Origin of the sequence: Bacillus sp. TH25, assembly GCF_016650935.1 — a bacterium.
In the GTDB taxonomy this organism is placed as follows: Bacteria; Bacillota; Bacilli; order Bacillales; family Bacillaceae_G; genus Bacillus_A; species Bacillus_A mycoides.
In genome coordinates this window covers 256,631-277,394 of the sequence record NZ_JAEKEU010000002.1, presented here as the reverse complement: position 1 = coordinate 277,394, position 20,764 = coordinate 256,631, and the positions used below count along the sequence as shown (strand labels likewise).

The 20,764-nt window shown below is 34.4% G+C and carries 24 protein-coding genes; 17 read left to right on the top strand and 7 right to left on the bottom strand.

Annotated elements, in window-relative coordinates:
• Window positions 1-21 precede the first annotated feature (21 nt).
• The 4 genes from JFT89_RS01520 to bcbE all read left to right on the top strand — a co-directional run bounded on the left by JFT89_RS01520 (window position 22) and on the right by bcbE (window position 3,680).
• Window positions 22-1,026: a DUF6005 family protein gene (locus JFT89_RS01520; RefSeq protein WP_016094228.1), complete on the top strand. Its 1,005-nt coding sequence runs from the start codon at window positions 22-24 to the stop codon at window positions 1,024-1,026.
• Window positions 1,027-1,040: 14 nt separating this feature from the next.
• Entirely contained in the window at window positions 1,041-1,883 is an 843-nt protein-coding gene (locus JFT89_RS01515) for a sugar phosphate isomerase/epimerase family protein (RefSeq protein ID WP_002064934.1), read from the top strand.
• Window positions 1,884-2,005: 122 nt separating this feature from the next.
• On the top strand, window positions 2,006-2,212 hold the full coding sequence (locus JFT89_RS01510) for an alpha/beta-type small acid-soluble spore protein (RefSeq protein WP_000113539.1): 207 nt from the start codon (window positions 2,006-2,008) through the stop codon (window positions 2,210-2,212).
• Between the two features lie 217 nt (window positions 2,213-2,429).
• On the top strand, window positions 2,430-3,680 hold the full coding sequence (gene bcbE, locus JFT89_RS01505) for a bacillibactin exporter BcbE (protein ID WP_078176796.1): 1,251 nt from the start codon (window positions 2,430-2,432) through the stop codon (window positions 3,678-3,680).
• 48 nt (window positions 3,681-3,728) lie between these two features.
• Here bcbE and JFT89_RS01500 read toward each other — a convergent pair whose 3' ends face one another.
• The gene (locus tag JFT89_RS01500) at window positions 3,729-4,346 is read right to left on the bottom strand and encodes a LysE/ArgO family amino acid transporter (protein ID WP_002064937.1); all 618 of its coding nucleotides are present in this window, start codon (window positions 4,344-4,346) and stop codon (window positions 3,729-3,731) included.
• Between the two features lie 122 nt (window positions 4,347-4,468).
• On the opposite strand from JFT89_RS01500, the gene JFT89_RS01495 reads away from it, so the two are divergent.
• On the top strand, window positions 4,469-5,911 hold the full coding sequence (locus JFT89_RS01495) for an aminotransferase-like domain-containing protein (protein WP_002064938.1): 1,443 nt from the start codon (window positions 4,469-4,471) through the stop codon (window positions 5,909-5,911).
• 12 nt (window positions 5,912-5,923) lie between these two features.
• The gene (locus JFT89_RS01490; RefSeq protein WP_201039390.1) at window positions 5,924-6,091 is read left to right on the top strand and encodes a DUF3933 family protein; all 168 of its coding nucleotides are present in this window, start codon (window positions 5,924-5,926) and stop codon (window positions 6,089-6,091) included.
• Window positions 6,092-6,186: 95 nt separating this feature from the next.
• On the opposite strand, the gene JFT89_RS01485 is transcribed toward JFT89_RS01490, so the two are convergent.
• On the bottom strand, window positions 6,187-7,152 hold the full coding sequence (locus JFT89_RS01485; protein WP_002064941.1) for a patatin-like phospholipase family protein: 966 nt from the start codon (window positions 7,150-7,152) through the stop codon (window positions 6,187-6,189).
• A gap of 82 nt (window positions 7,153-7,234) precedes the next feature.
• On the bottom strand, window positions 7,235-7,396 hold the full coding sequence (locus JFT89_RS01480) for a YjcZ family sporulation protein (RefSeq protein ID WP_002012392.1): 162 nt from the start codon (window positions 7,394-7,396) through the stop codon (window positions 7,235-7,237).
• A gap of 224 nt (window positions 7,397-7,620) precedes the next feature.
• On the opposite strand from JFT89_RS01480, the gene JFT89_RS01475 reads away from it, so the two are divergent.
• The 4 genes from JFT89_RS01475 (at window position 7,621) to JFT89_RS01460 (ending at window position 10,479) form a co-directional block, all read left to right on the top strand.
• Window positions 7,621-8,373, top strand: a complete 753-nt coding sequence (locus JFT89_RS01475; protein WP_113708754.1) for a YwqG family protein — start codon at window positions 7,621-7,623, stop codon at window positions 8,371-8,373.
• A gap of 146 nt (window positions 8,374-8,519) precedes the next feature.
• Window positions 8,520-9,680 (top strand): transglutaminase domain-containing protein, encoded by a 1,161-nt coding sequence (locus JFT89_RS01470; RefSeq protein WP_002064944.1) that lies wholly within the window; start codon window positions 8,520-8,522, stop codon window positions 9,678-9,680.
• A gap of 109 nt (window positions 9,681-9,789) precedes the next feature.
• The gene (locus tag JFT89_RS01465) at window positions 9,790-9,990 is read left to right on the top strand and encodes a DUF4083 domain-containing protein (protein WP_002064945.1); all 201 of its coding nucleotides are present in this window, start codon (window positions 9,790-9,792) and stop codon (window positions 9,988-9,990) included.
• A gap of 27 nt (window positions 9,991-10,017) precedes the next feature.
• Window positions 10,018-10,479, top strand: a complete 462-nt coding sequence (locus JFT89_RS01460; protein ID WP_016094227.1) for an NUDIX hydrolase — start codon at window positions 10,018-10,020, stop codon at window positions 10,477-10,479.
• Window positions 10,480-10,523: 44 nt separating this feature from the next.
• Here the strand turns inward: JFT89_RS01460 and nadE are convergent, their stop codons facing one another.
• Window positions 10,524-11,342: an ammonia-dependent NAD(+) synthetase gene (nadE, locus tag JFT89_RS01455; protein ID WP_002064947.1), complete on the bottom strand. Its 819-nt coding sequence runs from the start codon at window positions 11,340-11,342 to the stop codon at window positions 10,524-10,526.
• A gap of 264 nt (window positions 11,343-11,606) precedes the next feature.
• Here nadE and JFT89_RS01450 point away from each other — a divergent pair, with 264 nt between their 5' ends.
• The 3 genes from JFT89_RS01450 to JFT89_RS01440 all read left to right on the top strand — a co-directional run bounded on the left by JFT89_RS01450 (window position 11,607) and on the right by JFT89_RS01440 (window position 15,179).
• Window positions 11,607-13,487, top strand: coding sequence for an ABC transporter permease (locus JFT89_RS01450; RefSeq protein WP_201039389.1), 1,881 nt, complete (start codon window positions 11,607-11,609; stop codon window positions 13,485-13,487).
• 119 nt (window positions 13,488-13,606) lie between these two features.
• Complete coding sequence (locus JFT89_RS01445; RefSeq protein WP_002012401.1) at window positions 13,607-13,894, top strand: AbrB/MazE/SpoVT family DNA-binding domain-containing protein; 288 nt, start codon at window positions 13,607-13,609, stop codon at window positions 13,892-13,894.
• A 334-nt stretch (window positions 13,895-14,228) separates the two neighbouring features.
• Window positions 14,229-15,179 (top strand): serine protease, encoded by a 951-nt coding sequence (locus tag JFT89_RS01440; protein WP_002012402.1) that lies wholly within the window; start codon window positions 14,229-14,231, stop codon window positions 15,177-15,179.
• A gap of 40 nt (window positions 15,180-15,219) precedes the next feature.
• On the opposite strand, the gene JFT89_RS01435 is transcribed toward JFT89_RS01440, so the two are convergent.
• A complete protein-coding gene (locus JFT89_RS01435) occupies window positions 15,220-15,528 on the bottom strand; it encodes an ArsR/SmtB family transcription factor (RefSeq protein ID WP_071769951.1) in 309 nt (102 codons plus the stop codon).
• 106 nt (window positions 15,529-15,634) lie between these two features.
• Here JFT89_RS01435 and JFT89_RS01430 point away from each other — a divergent pair, with 106 nt between their 5' ends.
• Both JFT89_RS01430 and JFT89_RS01425 read left to right on the top strand, forming a co-directional pair.
• Window positions 15,635-16,570 carry an aldo/keto reductase gene (locus JFT89_RS01430; protein WP_201039388.1) on the top strand — a complete coding sequence of 312 codons (936 nt, stop codon included), beginning with the start codon at window positions 15,635-15,637 and terminating at the stop codon, window positions 16,568-16,570.
• Between the two features lie 49 nt (window positions 16,571-16,619).
• Window positions 16,620-17,795: an MFS transporter gene (locus tag JFT89_RS01425; RefSeq protein ID WP_201039387.1), complete on the top strand. Its 1,176-nt coding sequence runs from the start codon at window positions 16,620-16,622 to the stop codon at window positions 17,793-17,795.
• 192 nt (window positions 17,796-17,987) lie between these two features.
• On the opposite strand, the gene JFT89_RS01420 is transcribed toward JFT89_RS01425, so the two are convergent.
• Both JFT89_RS01420 and JFT89_RS01415 read right to left on the bottom strand, forming a co-directional pair.
• On the bottom strand, window positions 17,988-18,212 hold the full coding sequence (locus JFT89_RS01420; protein WP_140392428.1) for a hypothetical protein: 225 nt from the start codon (window positions 18,210-18,212) through the stop codon (window positions 17,988-17,990).
• Between the two features lie 84 nt (window positions 18,213-18,296).
• Window positions 18,297-18,644: a DUF4257 domain-containing protein gene (locus tag JFT89_RS01415; RefSeq protein WP_105586900.1), complete on the bottom strand. Its 348-nt coding sequence runs from the start codon at window positions 18,642-18,644 to the stop codon at window positions 18,297-18,299.
• 196 nt (window positions 18,645-18,840) lie between these two features.
• Between JFT89_RS01415 and JFT89_RS01410 the strand changes: the two genes are divergently transcribed.
• Together JFT89_RS01410 and rsgA are read left to right on the top strand one after the other, a co-directional pair.
• Window positions 18,841-19,368, top strand: coding sequence for a DinB family protein (locus JFT89_RS01410; RefSeq protein ID WP_201039386.1), 528 nt, complete (start codon window positions 18,841-18,843; stop codon window positions 19,366-19,368).
• Window positions 19,369-19,550: 182 nt separating this feature from the next.
• A complete protein-coding gene (rsgA, locus tag JFT89_RS01405) occupies window positions 19,551-20,600 on the top strand; it encodes a ribosome small subunit-dependent GTPase A (RefSeq protein WP_201039385.1) in 1,050 nt (349 codons plus the stop codon).
• The last annotated feature ends 164 nt before the right edge of the window (window positions 20,601-20,764 follow it).

Genomic DNA, 20,764 nt, shown 5'->3' with positions numbered 1-20,764 from the left:
TTTAGGAAAGTGGATGAGAGTATGACTTCAATTAAAGTTCACTGTTTAGTGAGTTGTTTTTGTGAAATTTTAAAAAGGCGTAGCGATATAGATTTCCGTCCATTTTATTTCGGATTATGGGATGGAGATTTTGATATAACAGAAGGCGGGATTATTTCTTATCATTCTGAAAACATTAACCATGATAACTACTTACTCTGGTATGAAAAATTGTATGGTATTAAAGTGAACGAATGGTACGATCATTCAAAAGATAAAAATAGCAATGTAGAAAAATTTTTAGAATTAGTAGAAAATAAGCCGGAAAATCGTTACGTAATTGTAATGGTTGATATGTCTTTATTGCCTGAGAGAGAAAATAAGTTTCATCAAAAACCGTTTCCGCATTACTTAATGATATCGAAGACAGAGAAAGAAGATGAATGGTTCATGCTTGATCCTGATTTTCGCTGGGAAGGGAATATGGAAAGAGAAAAAGTGCTCCATTCTGTTAAAGACAACCCATTTGGTGGAGGCTATTTCATTGATATAGAAGGAATTCAGGAGCCAACACAAGAGAGGGTAGAAAGTTATTTCATGGAAACATTCAAAAAGAATGATAATGAACTAACTATGGAATTAAAAAAATTAATTAAAAAAATGGTAAATGAAGAGGATGGGTATTCACTTTCGGGGCTCGTAGCGGCAGTAAAGCAAATACCCGTATTGGCAATACGGAAATATAGCTATGAACATGCCTTTGCATACTTCCGTGAAACGTTACAATATTCGGAACAAGACTTTGATTATTGGTGTGATCGAGTGGAAGACATTGTACAAGGATTTACAAATGTACAGTACCGCACAATCAAAATGGCAATGACAAAAAATAAAGATATGTTAATAACAATTGTTGAGAAGCTTGATGAAATGAATACAATTGAACTGCAAATTAAGGATGAACTAGAGAAACAGTTTCTGTTATGGAAAGAAATGATAACAAATCAGTCTTTCTTAACTAATACAAGTTCATTGAATTTAAGATAAGGGAGTTCAAACCAATGAAATATTCGCTATGTACAATTTCATTTCGCCATCAACTAATTTCATTTACTGATATTGTTCAATTTGCATACGAAAACGGTTTTGAAGGAATTGAGTTGTGGGGGACCCATGCACAAAATTTATATATGCAAGAGCGTGAAACGACAGAACGAGAAATAGATTATTTAAAGGATAAAAATTTAGAAGTTACGATGATAAGTGATTACTTGGACATATCATTATTAGCGGATTTTCAAAAAACGATGGAAAAATGTGAACAGCTGGTAACACTAGCTAATTGGTTTAATACAAATAAAATTCGTACGTTTGCCGGGCAAAAAGGTAGTGAGGATTTCTCGGAACAAGAGAGAAAAGAGTATGTGAAGCGAATTCGCATGATTTGTGATCTATTTGCTCCGCATAATATGTATATACTATTAGAAACACATCCAAATACGTTAACGGATACTTTGCCGTCTACTTTGAAATTGTTAGAAGAAGTAAATCATCCATATTTAAAAATAAACCTTGATTTTCTTCATATATGGGAGTCTGGTGCAGACCCTGTAGATAGTTTTCATCGATTAAAGCCGTGGATACAACATTACCATTTTAAGAATATATCATCGGCGGAGTATTTACACGTGTTTGAACCAAATAATGTATATGCCGCTGCTGGAAGTCGTATAGGAATGGTTCCATTATTTGAAGGTATTGTAAACTATGATGAAATCATCCGGGAAGTGAGAGATACTGATCATTTTGCTTCGCTTGAATGGTTTGGGCATAATGCGAAAGATATATTGAAAGAAGAAATGAAAGCATTAACGAATAGAAAATTAGAAGTAGTAAGTTCATAAGGTGAAATGATGAAAGAGTCTCGTTTAGGAGACTCTTTTTTTATTTTAACAATAACCAAAAATTACCATGTATTTAATTGCGGATTTGACACAGTTTAATATATATAAGGAGGTGATCGGTAATGGCTAGAAATCGTAACGCTAATCAATTAGCATCACATGGAGCACAAGCAGCTCTAGATCAAATGAAATATGAAATTGCACAAGAGTTTGGTGTACAGCTTGGAGCTGATACTTCTTCACGTGCAAACGGTTCTGTAGGCGGTGAAATTACAAAACGCCTTGTAGCGATGGCAGAACAACAGCTTGGTGGCGGATATACTCGCTAAATGTAGAAGGTTATAGGAGAAAGGAAGGATTCTTCCTTTCTTTTTTATTTTCAATTAATTGGTATGGATATATTGTGAACAGGATTCAAAGAATAGGAGTAATGCTATATTTTACCCAATTTCTTTTGTTGTAAATGGAAAGTAGTAAAGATGAAATAGCCCTGGTGGAATGTAAATATAATTTCCAGCAGGGCTATTATATGGTAAGAAATATATGATGAAAGGTTCCGAAATCAACATGTTAAAAAAAGAAAACTGTTGTTTAATTGCACTTGCATCAGTTCCACTTGTTATGACGCTAGGTAATTCAATGCTTATTCCAATCCTGCCAACCATTGAAAAGAAATTACATATTTCATCTTTCCAAGTATCCATGATAATTACAATTTATTCTATCATTGCAATTATACTTATACCGATTGCTGGTTATTTATCAGATAGATGGGGACGAAAGATGGTAATGGTTCCAAGCTTATTAATTGCAGCTATTGGAGGAGCGATAACAGGATGGGTATCATGGAAAGTTGATAACCCTTATGTTTGGATTCTTATCGGAAGAGCAATTCAAGGGATAGGTGCTGCTGGTGCTATGCCAGTTGTCATACCATGTGTCGGTGATTTATACAAAGATGAAAAACAGGTTAGTGCAGGTTTAGGAATCATTGAGACGTCAAATACATTTGGAAAAGTATTGAGTCCCATATTAGGATCAGCTCTTGCAGCTATTGTATGGTTCTTACCATTTTGGGCGATTCCAGTTTTATGTGTAATATCGATTGTTTTACTACTGGTACTAGTAAAGGCGAAGAAACAAGAAGAAGAAGCCCCACCACTTAAAGAATTTATTCAATCTATTATCTCTACGTTTCGAGAAAAGGGAAGATGGTTAATTGCCATTTTTATACTAGGTGCAATTATTATGCTTATTTTATTCGGAATACTTTTTTATCTGTCAACTATACTGGAGTCGAAGTACGATATTCATGGTATATGGAAAGGGTGTGTACTCGCTATTCCTTTACTTGTACTATCACTTAGCTCATATATGGCTGGTAAAAAAATTGGAGATAAACAAGATATTATGAAAAAGTGTATCTATATTGGATTTTTACTGGCTGCTGCATCTGTCTTCTTACCTTTATTTCTAAAAGGAATCTATTTGCTACTTCTTTGTCTCGTTATTATGGGGGGAGGAATTGGTATGGCGTTACCATGTCTAGATGCTCTTATTACACAAGGGATTGAAAAAGAGCAGAGGGGGACAGTTACGTCATTTTATAGTTCAATGCGATTTATCGGTGTAGCAGCTGGACCACCCCTGTATTCTTTTTTTATGAAAGGGGCAGACCATGAAGTGTTTTATTTAACAAGCATCTTCGCTGCTATTGGTGCTGTCATAGCAATTATTTGGATTAAACCAGCAAAAGATAAAATGATGTTAAAACAGAAACCGGAACCAACTTCATAATGCGAAAGAGAATTGCATGCCAATTACATAACATGCAATTCTCTTTAATTAGTTAGGAAAAACAACTTGTTTTAACATATAAAGTGCGACTCCCCATATGATTAGCCCTGAAATTTTATTTAATACTATAATCGTTTTTCCTGTCGAGTCAAATCCTTTTAGAAATTTTCCAGCAAAAGCTAAACTAATAAACCAGATCCAAGAAACTATAATTGTTGCAAAAGTGAAAGCCCATTTCTCACTTCCTATGTACTGTATAGAGTTTGTTCCGATTACACCAATTGTGTCTAAAATTGCGTGTGGATTTAGTAATGAAACTGATGCGGCGAAAATAATTTGATTTTTTAAAGGCATGCTTTTTTCTTGTTTTACATCATTTGAAGGATCGCTTCTCCAAATAACCCAGCCCATATACATAAGAAAGAAAAATCCAATCATATACAAGGTGGTTGTTAACCAAGAGAAAGTTAAGAGGATAAGGGAGACACCTTGTACAGCAATTAATATTAATAATGTATCACATATAGATGCAGTCAAGACTACAGGAGCAGCTCGCCAAATATTTGGTTGACTAGCGCCTTGGTTAAAGACGAAAACATTTTGGACACCTAATGGAATGATAAGACCAAATGCAAGGATGATACCGTGAATAATTGCTTCACTCATCAGATTACCTCCTACTTAATTTGATTAATTATGATAGTCTATATTGTATAGAAGAAATGAAAATTTGTATCCATCCATATGGTTGGATAGGTTACCAACCATAAAATATGTGAGGTGAGATAATGGAAAGGCTCGTTTGGAAACCTAATATGTCTTCATCTATTCCTTTGTATAAACAAATAGAATCTTATATAAAAGAGAGAATTGTTAATGGGGAATGGACAATTGGAACTAAATTACCTTCACAAAGAGCTTTGGCGCATGCGTTTGAAGTGAACCGAAGTACAATTGTAATGGCTTTCGATGAGTTAATAGCAAAAGGGTATATTGAGGGGAATGGACGGAAGGGAACAATTGTTATAAAAAATAGTGAGAATACTTCAACATATGCCCCGCCTCCAAACTGGCAGTCTTACGTAGAAACAGGACTTCATTATCCGAATCTTCCTGCTGTACAAGAGATTAATCAAGCCGAATTTACTCCCAATGTAATTCGATTAGGAACAGGTGAACTTTCACCGAGTCTCTTGCCTGAGAAAAAGATGAAGGGTATTATTAATAAAATTTTACAATCAAATGTTCCACTTGGGTATGAGGAACCGAAAGGAAATCTCCATTTAAGAGAAAAAATTGCGGAATATTTAAAAGGGCATGGGGTATATGTATCTCCTGACTCTATTTTAATTGTTTCAGGGGCAATTCAAGCATTGCAGCTTATTTCTATGGGGCTTCTTCCGAAAGGAGCGTCAATTTTATTAGAAAAACCATCATATTTATATTCGCTTAATGTATTTCAATCAGCAGGAATGCGCTTGATTGGAATACCAATGAATGAGAATGGTATAAATACTTCATACATTACAAAATATAAGAAACAATTTAACGCATCTATTTTATATACAATCCCATCTTTTCATAATCCGACCAATTTTAGTATGAACGCTAAGAAGAGGGAAGAAGTGATGGAGATATGTAATGAAATTGGATTACCTATTATTGAGGACGCGGTATATCAAGATTTATGGTTCGATGCACCAGTTTCAAAGCCTTTAAAGGCATATGATAAAAATGGTATCGTGCTACATATTGGAAGTATGTCCAAAGTCATTAGTCCTGGTTTAAGAATTGGGTGGGTTGTTGGATCAGAATCAGTTATTCAAAGATTAGCAGATATAAAAATGCAAACTGATTATGGTTCAAGTTCTATATCCCAGCAGATTGCAGCGGAGTGGTTTGAAAATGGATTGTATGATGAACATTTACAGTTTGTAAGAAGTGAATTGAAAAAACGTAGAGATTTTATGATAAGTATGTTAGAAAAGTATTGTAGTGGCATTGCAACTTGGCATGAGCCAGTAGGAAGCTTTTACATTTGGCTACATATAAATCTACCAATTTCGAATCGTAGTTTATTTGAAAAAGCTTTACAAGAAAAGGTGTTGTTAAACCCAGGCACTTTGTATGATAGAAGTGCTAACCAATTTTTACGTCTTTCTTATTCCTATGCAACTGTAGAAGAAATTGAAGTTGGAATAAAAAAGATTGCGCAATTAATTAAAGGGTAAAAGGAGAAAAACATGAAACAATATGTGATTTGCCAAATTATCGATGGGGATAAATATTTAGCTACTTATGCAGAGACAAAACAGGATGCAGTTGAAAAAGCAGAACTGTTAGGATTAAGAACCGGAAACCGTTACATAGTAATTACCGCGGAAGAAGCAGAAGGGTTAACTTATCCTTAAATAATGGGAGAGTACATAAGAAGTAAATAAGCCTAATAATGTACTATATTATTAGGCTTATTTACTATTAAAGTGTGACAGGGAAAATAATATAATTATGAGTCAAGTTGGCGGAAATACCGATTTGTTTTTCGATCCTGATTTCCGTCTCTATATTCATCAACATATTGTCTGAAGTTCCAAGATTGTAAAAACTTATTAGCTGCATTATAACCAGAGTTATAGAGCCATTCTTTCTCTTCTTTAGTTAGTTGAAAATTAGTACTGGTAATGCTTCCTGTTGGAATTGTAATAGTTCTAGCCTTTGATTCTTTATCTAAATGACGTAAATCATGAGCTTGCATCATCGTTTTAAATAATCCTTTGAACATGGAAATAGGTTCGTCATAGTGGGCGGGATCAGCTTGAATCTCATCTTTTACAAAATGAAATCCAAAGGTAGGCCAGCGAGGAGAAGTCGGTGAATCGAAAATCCAAATTGGGTAATTACTTAAAATCCCGCCATCAACCATATAACAAGGCTGCTTCCATTTTGGTGTTCTCCATTTTACTGGCTCAAAGAAGAAGGGGATTGTACTACTCATTCTTACAGCTTTAGCAATAGAGAAGCGATAATTTAAAAATCCATAGTTCGGTAAATCATCGGGGAAGACAACCATTTTACCGTTGCTTATATCAGAAGCTATAATTTTGAGTTTGTTTAAATCAGGTAGATCTGTAAATAAGTGAACGCCCTTTTTTCGCAGTAATTCTTCAAGCCATTCTTCTATAAATACATTGGAATAAATACCTAGAGTAGACCATGCACTTATTCCTTTACCGATAAACGGGATTCTATCAAGAAAAGTTTTCTTCATAAATTTATTATAATCAATGTCGGTTATTATTGTTTTTAATTCGGAACAAGAATATCCAGCTGCTAAAAGCGCTGCGATAATTGAACCAGCTGATGTTCCAGCTACGCGCTCCCATTCATATCCTTTTTCGGCTAACGCGCAAATTGCCCCCACATGCGCAATTCCACGTACACCGCCTCCTTCAAAAACACCATCAATTTTCATTGGACATACTTCCTTTCTAAAAAATGAAAATGGAAAAAAAGCACGTATTGTACGTGCTTTTTTACAATAGTTTTTAAGTTTACTAGCAGCCTACAAAGCCGCCCCAACAGCTAGCTCCGATGATGATTAGAAGGATAAATAAAACGATTAATAAAGCGAAACCTCCATAACCACAACCGCCACCACAACTACCGCCGTAACCGTAACCACCGCCGTAGCCGCCGCAACTATATCCGTAACCCATGTGGAATTCCTCCTTAAATTAAAAATAAAAATGAACGAGGGGAAAATGTACTGGAAGAAATAAAGAACTATCGTGTTTGTAGGAACAATGTATACTATGCTTTTTTAAACTTGTTCGCGTACGAGGGATAAGCCCGTTTTTTGGAGGGCTTGTTGATTTTACAATGAATGGAGTATAATCTTTGTGCTATGATACAAATAAGTATGTAAATGTAAGGAGAATTTATGGAAAAGAAAATTGAAATATTAATTGATAAATATGAACTAACACATTTGAAACAGGAACTTATTAATACTGTATTTCCTTGTGTAAAAGTTGTGCCAAAACAACAGGAAATAATTACGATAGGCAGTTCGAAAATGGGCGGAGTTCCTGATTTGCCAAATACATTTGAATATCCAACATACAAAGAGAATCCGTTACGTTTTATCGCACAATTTAATTTAAGTGATTTACAAAACGTTGGTATGGATCACAATCTTCCTAAGACAGGGATGTTATATTTCTTTAGTATTGAAAATTACTTTGAAGAAGATGTGGATCCAACCGAAGCTGGACGTGTACTTTATTATAATATCCCTGTAGAGCAATTACGTAGAGCAGATGAAATACAAGCGAAATATAACCAGTGTGCAATTACTTTTGAACTGACGTATAAATTACCGGAGCTTTTCATTGAAGATGAGGCGGATTCAGATCGTTTCTTGCAATTACTTGAAGAGCTAATCCCAGACAACTATGATAATCATCAAATGTTTGGAGAACCATTCTCTGTACAAGATGAGGTATTGTACGAGACTGGACAATATATGGGGATAGATCCACAGCATATGACGCTCTTATTCCAAATTGATTCAGATACTAAAAATTGTAATATGATGTGGGGAGATTTAGGGATGCTTTATTTCTGTATTGGAAATGAAGACTTGAAAAATCGCCATTTTGAAAATACATGCTGTGTGTTGCAAACTTGCTAAAAAAGGGTTGTTCTTTTTCTAAAAGAACAACCCTTTTAAAAATGTTAAATATGCATAATCTCATATGACCTATTTTGAAAAGTATTGTATACTCTGAAACTATACGATACTTTTTTGTATAGTTATAGAATGTAAGGAGTGACAAGATGGGAAAGACAAGTAAGTATGTGACAGCTGCCGCACTTTGTTCAACTATAGTAATGGGAGGCTTACAGGCGTCAGCCGTATCTTATGCGGCTACGAATCCGACTACAGTGACAACACAATCAGATGCAAAGTTGTTAAATGATTTCAGAAAAGAATTAAAAAAACAGATTGATAATAGAGAAGAAAATATTACAATCACATATAAAACAAAAGATAGAAATGCTAGAAATATTATGGACCAATTGTATGGTGAGTTTAATAAAATTGTAGATGCTGATGAGTATGTAAAATATAATGTAGCGTCTACTAAATATTCTATAAAAGGGATGCCAGGGAATTATACATTTACATTACAAGTGAAGTATCGTGAATCAAAAGAGCAAACACAGTATGTAAAGTCTCAGGCGAAAGCAATTGTAAACTCTATCATTAAACAAGGCATGGATGAACATGAAAAAGTGAAAGCTATTCATGATTATGTTGTGAAAGAAGTATCATATGATACTTCTTATCAAGCATATACAGCGTATGAAGCGTTAGCGAATCGTTCTGCCGTTTGCCAAGGATATACATTGTTAACATATCAATTACTAAAAGAAGCAGGTATTCAAAATCATATTGTAACAGGTACAGGGAATGGACAAGCTCACGCATGGAATTTAGTGAACATTGATAACAAGTGGTACCACCTTGATACTACATTCGATGATCCAGTTCCTGATAAAGCTGGGCGCGTAACATATTCATATTTTAATATGTCTGATGAACAATTAAGCAAAGACCATGAATGGGATCGTAGTGAATATCCAGCGGCAACTACAAGCTACTTCAACGAATTAACAAGCAAAATAAAAGCCGGTAGTTCAAAAACTGCTGTATATGAACAAATGTTAAAAGAAACAAATTTAAAGTATTTATCTGCACAATACGGAGCGGAAAATTACAATGAGTTTAAGAAAAAATTACAGCAACAATTTGCTTCCAAGCCAGAAAAAGTAGAAGTACGATATAAGCAGTCAATGGATGGAACGATGCAAGATATAAAGAAAGTACTAGATGAAATAGCTTGGCCAAAAGGTGCAAAGCGTGTATCTTATCAAGTTGCGCCATATAGTGCAATGGCAGGTTATTCATTAGCGACAATTACATTTACGTATTAATGAAAAAGAGCATCTTTAAAAGGTGCTCTTTTTGTGTTTGATTTATAATATCGTTGACTATTTAGAATTGCGTGATAAAATAATTGAAAATAGAGGATGTGATAGCTGAATGAATTTGTTCGAAAATAATATATTTGCATTGATATATTTTTGTCTAGTAATCGGGCTTATCGTTTTGTTTTTTGTATCATTTACTCTGTTCATTAAAAGATTATTGCAAAAAAACACTATGAAAAAACAACATGTGATTAATATGAATCAGAAGTTAGATCGGATTATTGAATTGCTTGAAAAAGATAAAAAAGAATAATGGAAGATGGATAAAAAGGAGAAGCAGATGGCGAATTATATAAAGGAATTACGTGAAAAAATAGGGCATGATTATGTTATTTTGAATTTTGCAGGAGGTTGTGTATTTAATGAATTTGGTGAAGTGCTTCTGCAAAAAAGAGGAGACTTTAATGCTTGGGGATTTCCGGGCGGTGCAATGGAAGTCGGGGAATCTGCGGCAGAAACTGCGATTCGAGAAATAAAAGAAGAAACAGGATATGATGTGGAAATTGATGAGCTCATTGGTGTGTATACGAAATATTTTCAAACATATCCGAATGGAGATCAGGCACAGGCAATTGTAATATTCTTTAAGTTTTCAATCGTTGGAGGGAATACAAAAATAGACGGTGATGAAACGTTAGATTTGCAGTTTTTCCCTTTAGACAAAATGCCGCCATTGTTTAATAAACAACATGAAGATTGCTTGCAGGATTTATTAGAGAAAAGAGTAGGGGTATATCGTTAACGTATAAAAAAGAAGCTAAATGAGATTAGCTTCTTTTTTATGTTCTATTTCCACCAATCATCAAACATTGACGCTGGTACTTGTCTTTTATGTTCACTCACTTTGTAACGCTTCTCGATCTTTTCAGCAACGTCAGCTGGAACGGATTTACCTTCTAAATAGTCATCTAATTGATCGTAAGTAATGCCTAGCTCTGTTTCATCAGCTTGACCTGGTTTTTCATCTAATAAATCAGCTGTTGGCATTTTTAAGTAAAGTCGCTCGTCTGCACCTAATTCTTGTAATAAATCACGTCCTTGGCGTTTCGTTAATCCCGTTAATGGTAATAAATCTGCACCGCCATCTCCGAATTTTGTGAAGAAACCTGTTACAGCTTCAGCAGCATGATCAGTTCCGATAACGAGTAGCCCTTGTTGTCCGCCGATTGCGTATTGTGTAACCATACGGATACGCGCTTTAACGTTCCCTTTATTGAAATCTGTTAATGATTCGCCTAATAAGTTTTCGTATTGATTTGAGAAAGCATCAACTGTTGAAGCGATATCAAAAGCAACAGACTGATCAGCTTGAATAAATTGTAATGCTAATTGTGCATCATCTTCATCTTTTTGTACTTTGTATGGAAGACGTACGGAGATAAACGTTGCGTTACCACCTTCATTACGAACTTCTTCGACTGCAAGCTGTGCTAAACGTCCTGCCAGTGTAGAGTCTTGTCCGCCGCTAATTCCAAGTACAAATCCTTTTGCACCTGTAGTTTTTAAATAATCTTTTAAGAAATCAATTCGTTTACGAATTTCTACTTTCGGATCAATTACAGGTTGAACATGTAATGCTTTCATAATTTGTTCTTGTAATGTCATTATATTTTCCTCCTATTCATATTAAAGCGGTAAATAAGTTTATATGTATATTGGTACATACTTCTATCCTTTATTATTTCGCAAAACTAACGAATATACAATAGGATGCGTGTATGAATGTAGTCATTATAATGAAACTGTTTTATATAAGCAATTGTTTCAAACCTTTCAATAATGTAAGGTTTTTGTCATTTGAATCGATGGAAGGGATTTCCGTACTTTACTAATATAAAAGCATAGTTAGTAGAAGGGCGGAGAAGTAGTATGAACATTAGAGAACTCGCATATCGGAATGTAACACGAAATAGACGGACATACTCAGCTTATTTTTTGAGTAGTGCATTTGCAATTATGGCCTTTTTTGTGTATTCATTTTTTGCGTTTCATCCGGCATTAAGTGCTGGAGAATTAGGACGGTACGTATTCGTAAGTATGTCTTTTGCGCAGTCTATTATTTACTTATTTACATTCTTCTTTATTTTATATTCAATGGGAATGTTTTTAAAAACGAGAAAGCGTGAACTAGGAATTTTAATGATGCTAGGTATGACGAAATATCAATTAAAGCGTCTTATCTTCTTTGAAAATATAATGATTGGAATAGGGGCAATAATTTTTGGGATTCTTTCAGGTATGTTGTTTTCAGGAATATTAATATTTGTAGCTCCGATGATATTAAAACTAGATATCTCTTTATCCTATTACATACCGATGAAAGCGATTGTTGTAACGAGTATTATGTTTTTCGTATTATTTATGATCATTTCATTGTTTAGTGCAGGAATGGTTCGTAAAAATAAAATTATGAAATTGTTTAGAGGATCAGCAGAGGCGAAGCCAGAACCGAAGGCATCTATAATTTCTTCTATATTAGCAGTAGTATTGCTTAGCGCTGGTTATGCAGGAGCTCTTATGTCACATGGTGCAATGGTATTTATAATGATGATTCCTGTTACAACGGTAGTCATTATTGGTACGTATTTGCTGTACAAGCAGTTGAGCGTCTTTATTATTAGACTATGTAAAAAAAGTAAACGTTTCTATTGGACACAGACAAATATTATTACTTTGTCAGATTTAGCATACCGTATGAGAGATAACGCAAGAATGTTCTTTATTGTAACGATTATTTCAACAGTAGCATTTTCAGCAATAGGTACATTGGTTGGGTTTGCTTCGATGACGAAAGAAATTATGGACAGACCAATTGCGTTTCACTATCAGTCTAAGCAAGGTAATAGTAATGAGCCACAGCATCTGAAAATCATTGACGAAGGGTTAAAGAAACATAATATAGCAGCTTCAAAAATAAATATTTCATCGAAGAAAACGGAGGAGCAGTCGTTAAGAAGCGCCATTTTTATAAAAGAATCAGATTATAAAGAATATGCAAAGTTAACAGGAGAACCATTTAATACTGTATCAAATAAAGAGGCTTTATTTTTGTCAGTCGAAATACCCGGACCACCGATGAAAGAAAGAAAAGAAATTACTTTACCAAATATGAATGAACCTTTAAATGTGAAAAAAGTTAATACTTCTTCATTAAGTAAAATACTAAGAGGTAATGTGTATGTAATCTCTAAAAATCAATATGATTCATTACAAGATGGATTTAAAGAAGAAAAAGATTATATGTATAAAACACAATCCGTGAAAGATGAAATTGAGGTTGGTAAAGAGCTTACGAATCAGATTAAGCCTTATCAAGAACATTCAACGTTTAGTGCAGAAGAGTACGATCAAAATCAAAGTCTACAAATCGCAGGACCCATTTTATTTGTAGGTTTCTTTATTGGTATTGTATTTTTCGTTTGTGCAGGAAGCTTCCTTTACTTCCGTTTATTTTCAGATTTGGAGGACGATACTCGTTTATTTGAAATGATTCGAAAAGTTGGATTGACGAGAGGGGAATTATCGAAAGTAGTCACAATCCGCTTAGCGCTTTTATTCTTCGTTCCAGTTGGAGTTGCAACATTACACGGGGCAGTAGCATTAACTGCGTTAGGACAAATGTTTGAGTACTCACTGTTTAAAGAAAATACAATTGTATTAAGTATTTTCGTAGGTATTCAAGTTGTATACTTCTTAATTATACGATCGCGTTATTTAAAACAATTGAAAGAAAGATTGAATATTCGTTAAATGTGTTTTTTTAACTTTTGTACTATATTTTCTAAAAAGAGTAAGGCATTACCAAATATATAGTGATAAAATGAAAATAGCGAGGTGAAAAAAATAATAGAGAGTAAGGGGGGAGTAACATGAAAGCAACAGGAATTATTCGAAAAGTAGATGAATTGGGACGGATAGTTATTCCTAAAGAATTACGGGATGTATTAGGAATACAAATCAAATCACCACTTGAAATTTTTGTAGAAGAAGACAAAGTCATTTTACAAAAATATCAACCATACAATGCTTGTCAAATAACAGGTGATGTTTCAGATCAAAATATTTCATTAGCAAATGGAAACATTACTGTTAGTATAGAAGGCGCAAAACATGTAATAAAAGAAATTGAGCAGTTTTTGAACAAGAGTAAGATTTAGTCTTAATTTATCTCGCTATTTGTGGGCAGTAAAACTCCCACCTCAAAACTCGGCTGAAGCAAAGAAGTTAGGTGGGAGATCAATTGCCCGTAAACGCCCGATTGGTGAGGGCTAATAATCAGTGGGGGATGAACACCACCCACTGATTATAGTTTCACTTTATATTATTCTTTTGAAAAACTGAAAAAGAAAAGGACCATTAATGGTCCTTTTCTTTTGTTTATTGAGAAACATTTGAGAGGAAGGGAAATGGAACGAATAAAACGAATGTTAAATCTAAACGCATTCAATAGTGGTCTGAAATGAAAATAATATATTTTCAGGAGGGATTACGATGAATAGTAGTACAGCGAATAAACAAAAAGGCATTAAATTAATTCCGTTTACTGTAAATAAAGTGGTTGAACAAGTAAATGAAATTCCACCAGGTGTACAATTGATTCATGCTCCGCAAGTATGGGAAAAGAGCGCGAAAGGAAAAGACATTGTCGTTGCTGTTTTAGATACAGGTTGTGATGTAAATCATGTTGATTTAAAAGATCGTATTATTGGTGGGAGAAATTTCACAAAAGATTATGAAGGAAATCCCAATATTTATCTTGATAATAATGGACATGGTACTCATGTAGCGGGGACAATTGCAGCGACTGAAAATGGAGTGGGTGTACTAGGAGTCGCACCACTTTCTAAAATGTTAGTTTTAAAAGTATTAGCTGGAGATGGTTCTGGAAGTTATGAACAAATTATTGAGGCCATTCATTATGCTGTAAATTGGAGAGGACCGAATAAAGAGAAAGTGAGAATTATTTCAATGTCACTTGGTGGTCCGCAAGATGTACCAGAGTTACATGAAGCTATTCAAAATGCGGTAAAACAAGACGTACTTGTCGTGTGCGCTGCAGGAAATGATGGAGATTGTAACGATGATACTGAAGAATTAGATTTTCCAGGTGCTTATTCTGAAGTAATTGAAGTAGGTGCTGTTAATTTAGAGCGGAAAATTTCATGCTTTAGTAATTCAAATCAAGAAATTGATTTAGTAGCGCCGGGTGATGAAATACTGTCTACGTATCCAGAGGGGAAATATGCGGTATTAAGTGGTACTTCAATGGCGACACCGCATGTCGCTGGGGCGTTAGCACTTCTCATAAAGCAGTGTGAGAGAGAGTATGGTAGAAAATTATCAGAGCCGGAAATATATGCGCAACTTATAAAAAGGACTGTACCTTTAGGGTATGAACGTACATCTGAAGGGAATGGATTAATAGATTTATTAAAAGAATAGTAATTACTAAAAAACATCTCATATTTAAATGAGATGTTTTTTAGTATGGTTCTGTCGCATGTATTACAACATCTAATAAACCAGGGAATCTAGTATTTAAATCTTCTTCACGAATTGAAATGAAACGTTGTGTTCCTTCAAGGCGTGTATACATAACACCTGATTCACGTAAAACCTTGAAATGATGAGATAAAGTTGATTTCGCGATAGGGATGTTTAATGAGCCACAAGATTGTTCATTTTTCTCAAGTAACATATTTACAATTTGTAAACGAATTTGATCGCTAAGTGCATATAAGACTGAAGAGAATTGAATTTCTTCTCGATTCGGATGGTATAGTGTTCGCATTATTTCACCTACTTGTATAAGTTGTTCTAGTTGCACTATAGCATATAAAGTGATATATTTCTATTGTTCGATTATATTCGAACAATAGAAATATAGGGGGAAAAAAATGAAGTATACAAAATTGCAAAAGGCAGGACTAAATATTTCAAAGTTAGGGTTAGGAACAAACGCTGTAGGGGGACATAATTTATATGCTGATGTGAATGAGGAAGAAGGAAAACGATTAATAGAAGAAGCTATCCAGCAAGGGATTACATTTTTTGATACAGCAGATTCATACGGTTTCGGTAGATCAGAGGAATTGGTAGGAGAAGTATTGAAAGGAAAACGCCACGAATTTGTACTTGCTACAAAAGGTGGAATACAGCCGTTATTAAATGGAGAGGTTTATATTAATAATGAACCAAGCTATTTAAGAAATGCTGTGGAAAATAGCTTAAGAAGATTACAAACTGATTATATTGATTTATATTATTTACATTTTACAAATCCTGAAACAAGTTACATAGATTCAATTGGAGAGCTTACTCGCCTAAAAGAAGAAGGGAAAATTCGTTCAATTGGAATATCTAATGTTAATGTAGAGCAATTAAAAGAAGCGAATCAGCACGGACATATAGATGTTGTACAATCACCGTATAATATGTTGGATCGTGCTGCTGGGGAAGAACTTTTGCCATATTGTATAGAATCAGGTATTTCATTTATTCCGTACGGGCCTCTTGCTTTTGGGATACTAGGCGGAAAATATACAGAAGATTTCAAATTGAGTGAAGGAGATTGGCGTCAAAGTGTAAATCTATTTGAAGAAAATACATATAAGAGTAACTTTAAGAAAGTTGAGAAGTTAAAAGGCTTAGCTAAAGAAAAGAATCTCGAAGTATCGAAGTTAGCTTTAGCGTGGTTATTAAACAAAAAAGGAATTGATACTGTTATTCCTGGCGGGAAGCGAGCGGAGCAAATAAGAGAAAGTGTAAGAGCAGTGGATGTTTCATTGAATGAAAAGGTTATGAAAGAGATTGGATCTATATTAGAAGATTAGTTGAAAAGAGGGACAGTGCCCTCTTTTTATATAAAAGGAGAAGGTTTAAATGAAAAGAGTGCTAGCTGTATTCTTTACGATAATGTTTATGATTGGTACAGATACTTTCTTAATTTCACCACTTTTGCCAACATTACAACAGGTGTATCATGTATCAACTGAATTATCAGGATGGATGGTGAGTTCATATGCTTTAGGATACGCTGGATTTGCGCTTATCGCTGGTCCTATATCAGATGGCTTAAACAGAAAAAAAGTGATGGTATTAGGAATGAGTTTTTTTGCATTAAGTACATTTTTGTGTGGAATGGCACCGAGTTTTTTATGGATGCTAACATTTAGATTTTTAGCAGGTGTAAGTGCAGCTTTTATATCTCCACAAGTATGGGCATCTATTCCGCTCCTTATAGAGAAGAAGCAAATTGTAAAAGCAATTGGAATTGCAACAGCAGGGTTATCAATCTCCCAAATTTTAGGACTGCCAATTGGAGCATATTTAGCAACGATACATTATACAACACCATTCTTCGTCATTGGTATATTATCAGCACTACTTGTCGTTCTTATTTATGTTACATTACCAGAAATACAACCAGCTCAAATAGGTGGAAATGAAAAAAATATATTAAAGCGCTATAAGCAATTACTTAGAGATTCAAAGGTTTCACTTTCTTATTTTGCATATTTTGTTTTTCAAACTGGTAATTTTGCAGCATTTTCATTCTTTGGTGTGTGGCTTTCCAGTCAATTTGGCTTACAAGTTCATGAAGTAGGTATAGCTATGCTCGTATTAGGATTAGGAAATTTAACCGGTAACATTTTTGGGCCGAGAATCGTAAATAAAATTGGTTATAACCTTTCTTTCTATGGTGGAATTGTATTTACAGCAGTGCTATATGTCATACTTCCTCATTTAAAGAACATTATATTTGTAGAGTTATTTTTCTTTGTTTTATTTTTTGTGACAGGAATTTTGTTTGTATTGATGATGGGGCGCTTACAAAATATGTCTAGTATAGCAAGAGGAACAGGAGCCGCTCTTGCTAATGCTTCTATGTATATTGGCCAAATGATTGGAGCGGCAATAGCAGGAATGTTATTTGCAGCATCTCACAATTTTATACTTGTAGGTAGTTTTACTGCGTTACTATATATAGGAGCTTTATTTTTGTTTAGAAAAAGTGAAAAGCTTAATGAAGATAGTGAAACAGGAATTGCATCATAAAGCCTTTAAAAATAAATCGGAGAAATCCAAAAAATAAAAAATCCCTAAAGAGATAGGGATTTATATATCGGCATATAGTTCCTTGGAAAAGGATATACTTAGTTTAACATATAGGACTACTTATATTTGTGAAATAGATGTGAAAGTAATGTGAAAAATACCGTAATAAAAAGCACTGTTTTAGTTAATTTACTAAAACAGTGCTTTTCTTTTTGATTGAACAGTTGCTGCGTTTTCATCATGTATTCCAGCTTCTTCAATAACTCGTTTTTTTACTTTATTTAATAGATGGTCTACTGCCTCACCAAAATAGTTAGCTTCGCTTTTTGTGCGGGCTTCTCGTAAACATTTATAGTTTTCTAGCAGTTCCTCTTTTTCGGTGTTTGTTAAGAAATCTTCTATTTTCTTTTTTGTCATACGAAACACCCTTTCTTCTGACAAACGACGCAATAGAAAATATTTATTTTTCATTATAACAATAATTTTTAAAGAAAGTATAGATTAACGTCGTAATAGTTTGTCAATTTCTTGAATTTTCTCATCAGCTTTCCCGATTTGCGTGTTTTTAGCCTGTTCACCACCTAAAGCTTGATGAAGTAAAAATGTTTGACCTGAAATAGCGGTTACAATAGATACTTTTATAATTTCTTTTATTGTGGTGACATCGAATAAAACGAGTCCAAGAAGTGCAGCTAGGCAACCAGTCAATATATCGGTTAAAAACCCAAAGTGGAAAAACGTTTTTAAACGGCGTGGAAGCAATAACTTACCTTGGTTATTGATCAGATGGGAAACGAAGCCAGTAACGCCACCAACTAGAACAGCAGTTAGCCATTGATACATTTCCATCGAATCCACTCCTTTTAGTGAATAAGATTCGTTTATTAAATATATATTCCTTTTTAAATTTTATATAAGCCTATTGAGAAAGTTTGTTCTGGCTAATTGCTTGTTCAATTTAATTATAACAGAAAAATCTGATATATTTCAGTCTATTATATGAATCCTTTTTTCATTAATATGAATTCAGAAAGGGGTGCGAGAAATGTATATAGATTATCGAATAAGAAGTGTAAATGGTTATACAAAAAATATAGGGGAACTTGTAAGTATGATGGAGCATACGCGGGCAGTAACATTACAGGAAATAGAGGATCTAGGAGTGGAGCAATTGGATTTAATAATGCCGAGTGGTGAGAATTCAATTGGTGCTTTACTGAAGCATATAGCGGCTATAGAAAAAGTCCATCAGCTTATTTCTTTTCAAAATCGTGATTTTACAAAAGAAGAATTAGAAATATGGGAAGATGCACTGTATTTAGGGGAAGTGGGGAGATCTATTCGTGGTTATGAAATACAGTATTATGTACAACTTTTACAGAAAATTCGAGAGGAAACAATAGAGTGTTTGAGACAAAAGGATGATGAATGGCTAATGTCAGAAAGAAAGTGGCCTAATGGCGTAGCGTATAATCAGCACTACCTTTGGTTTCACGTGCTAGAAGATGAAATTAGTCATCGTGGACAAATTAGAATGCTAAAAAATAAATTATTTGAAAATTACGTTAAATGAGGTAGCTTTTTAACGGGATATTCCATATAATGAGAGTAATTAAAATTAGAACGGGGTGATGTATTATGGCGAAATTAACTTATATGAATAGTAAACCAAATACAAAGGTGGACGGAAAGGGCGATACTCTATAAGTGAGCGCACAATCCTTCCACTGAGTTCAAACTAGGGAGGATATCAATTTGAATCAAAATATTTTAGAATCGTTCGGCTGGGATTCTTTTTTTGAAGAACAAGCTGTTGAGAACTATGAAGTAGGACGTATTTTACTTGAGCATAAGCATATATATCGGATTATTTGTAATGATGGTGAATATGTAGCGGAACTGTCTGGAAAGTTTCGTCATGAAGCGTTAACGAAGGGGGATTATCCAGCAGTTGGTGACTGGGTGTATATAAAGAAAGTAGAAGGAGAGCGAAAGGCGATTATTCATCGTGTTTTTCAAAGGAGAAGCTCTTTTTCTAGACAAGAGGCTGGCTACCGAACTGAGGAACAAATTATAGCTACGAATGTGGATTATCTTTTTTTAGTAAATGCTCTTAACCATGATTTCAACGTAAGAAGGATGGAACGTTATTTGCTATTGGCTTATGAAAGTGGTGCAATGCCTGTTATCGTTTTAACGAAGAGTAGTTTATGTGAAGACGTGGAACGGAAAATTGCAGAAACAGAAGCAGTAGCAATCGGTGTTCCCATCTTCGTTGTTGATAGCCTAGCGTACGTCGGAATAGAATCATTGCAACAATTTGTTGCCCCAGGAAAAACAATTGCTTTAGTTGGATCTTCAGGTGCAGGGAAATCTACTTTGTTAAATGCATTAGTAGGAATAGAGGTAGCAAAAACTGGAGATATACGTGAAGAAGATAGTAAAGGAAGACATACGACAACTCACCGTGAGTTGTTCCAATTACCGAGTGGCGGTTTAGTAATTGATACCCCTGGCATGAGGGAACTTCAACTTTGGGAAGGAAGTACGGCAATCCAAACCACATTTTCTGATATTGAGGATCTTGCAAAAACATGTCGCTTTCGAGATTGTAAACATGAAGGTGAACCAGGATGTGAAGTACGCAGCGCTATAGATAATGGACTTATAGCGGTAGAGCGCTTACTTAGCTATAAAAAGCTGCAAAGAGAATTGGCGTATTTTATGAGAAAACAAGATGCTATTCTCGCAAGAGCTGAGCGCGATAAGTGGAAGAAGATTTCTAAACAACATAAAAAAATGTAAAAAACCAAAGGACTATTCCTTTGGTTTTTTGTATTTGTAAATTTTATAATAATATTATTCGTATATATAGACAAACGGGGAATATTTGTTTAAACTTTACAAGGTGTTTATCAAAAACGAATTGTAAAAATAGAGGATAGGGAATGGGATATATTCATAATCGG

Coding starts and splice junctions, on each gene's coding strand:
- JFT89_RS01520 (WP_016094228.1), top strand. CDS start 22: ATGACTTCAATTAAAGTTCACTGTTTAGTGAGTTGTTTTTGTGAAATT.
- JFT89_RS01515 (WP_002064934.1), top strand. CDS start 1,041: ATGAAATATTCGCTATGTACAATTTCATTTCGCCATCAACTAATTTCA.
- JFT89_RS01510 (WP_000113539.1), top strand. CDS start 2,006: ATGGCTAGAAATCGTAACGCTAATCAATTAGCATCACATGGAGCACAA.
- bcbE (WP_078176796.1), top strand. CDS start 2,430: ATGAAAGGTTCCGAAATCAACATGTTAAAAAAAGAAAACTGTTGTTTA.
- JFT89_RS01500 (WP_002064937.1), bottom strand. CDS start 4,346: ATGAGTGAAGCAATTATTCACGGTATCATCCTTGCATTTGGTCTTATC.
- JFT89_RS01495 (WP_002064938.1), top strand. CDS start 4,469: ATGGAAAGGCTCGTTTGGAAACCTAATATGTCTTCATCTATTCCTTTG.
- JFT89_RS01490 (WP_201039390.1), top strand. CDS start 5,924: ATGAAACAATATGTGATTTGCCAAATTATCGATGGGGATAAATATTTA.
- JFT89_RS01485 (WP_002064941.1), bottom strand. CDS start 7,152: ATGAAAATTGATGGTGTTTTTGAAGGAGGCGGTGTACGTGGAATTGCG.
- JFT89_RS01480 (WP_002012392.1), bottom strand. CDS start 7,396: ATGGGTTACGGATATAGTTGCGGCGGCTACGGCGGTGGTTACGGTTAC.
- JFT89_RS01475 (WP_113708754.1), top strand. CDS start 7,621: ATGGAAAAGAAAATTGAAATATTAATTGATAAATATGAACTAACACAT.
- JFT89_RS01470 (WP_002064944.1), top strand. CDS start 8,520: ATGGGAAAGACAAGTAAGTATGTGACAGCTGCCGCACTTTGTTCAACT.
- JFT89_RS01465 (WP_002064945.1), top strand. CDS start 9,790: ATGAATTTGTTCGAAAATAATATATTTGCATTGATATATTTTTGTCTA.
- JFT89_RS01460 (WP_016094227.1), top strand. CDS start 10,018: ATGGCGAATTATATAAAGGAATTACGTGAAAAAATAGGGCATGATTAT.
- nadE (WP_002064947.1), bottom strand. CDS start 11,342: ATGACATTACAAGAACAAATTATGAAAGCATTACATGTTCAACCTGTA.
- JFT89_RS01450 (WP_201039389.1), top strand. CDS start 11,607: ATGAACATTAGAGAACTCGCATATCGGAATGTAACACGAAATAGACGG.
- JFT89_RS01445 (WP_002012401.1), top strand. CDS start 13,607: ATGAAAGCAACAGGAATTATTCGAAAAGTAGATGAATTGGGACGGATA.
- JFT89_RS01440 (WP_002012402.1), top strand. CDS start 14,229: ATGAATAGTAGTACAGCGAATAAACAAAAAGGCATTAAATTAATTCCG.
- JFT89_RS01435 (WP_071769951.1), bottom strand. CDS start 15,528: ATGCGAACACTATACCATCCGAATCGAGAAGAAATTCAATTCTCTTCA.
- JFT89_RS01430 (WP_201039388.1), top strand. CDS start 15,635: ATGAAGTATACAAAATTGCAAAAGGCAGGACTAAATATTTCAAAGTTA.
- JFT89_RS01425 (WP_201039387.1), top strand. CDS start 16,620: ATGAAAAGAGTGCTAGCTGTATTCTTTACGATAATGTTTATGATTGGT.
- JFT89_RS01420 (WP_140392428.1), bottom strand. CDS start 18,212: ATGACAAAAAAGAAAATAGAAGATTTCTTAACAAACACCGAAAAAGAG.
- JFT89_RS01415 (WP_105586900.1), bottom strand. CDS start 18,644: ATGGAAATGTATCAATGGCTAACTGCTGTTCTAGTTGGTGGCGTTACT.
- JFT89_RS01410 (WP_201039386.1), top strand. CDS start 18,841: ATGTATATAGATTATCGAATAAGAAGTGTAAATGGTTATACAAAAAAT.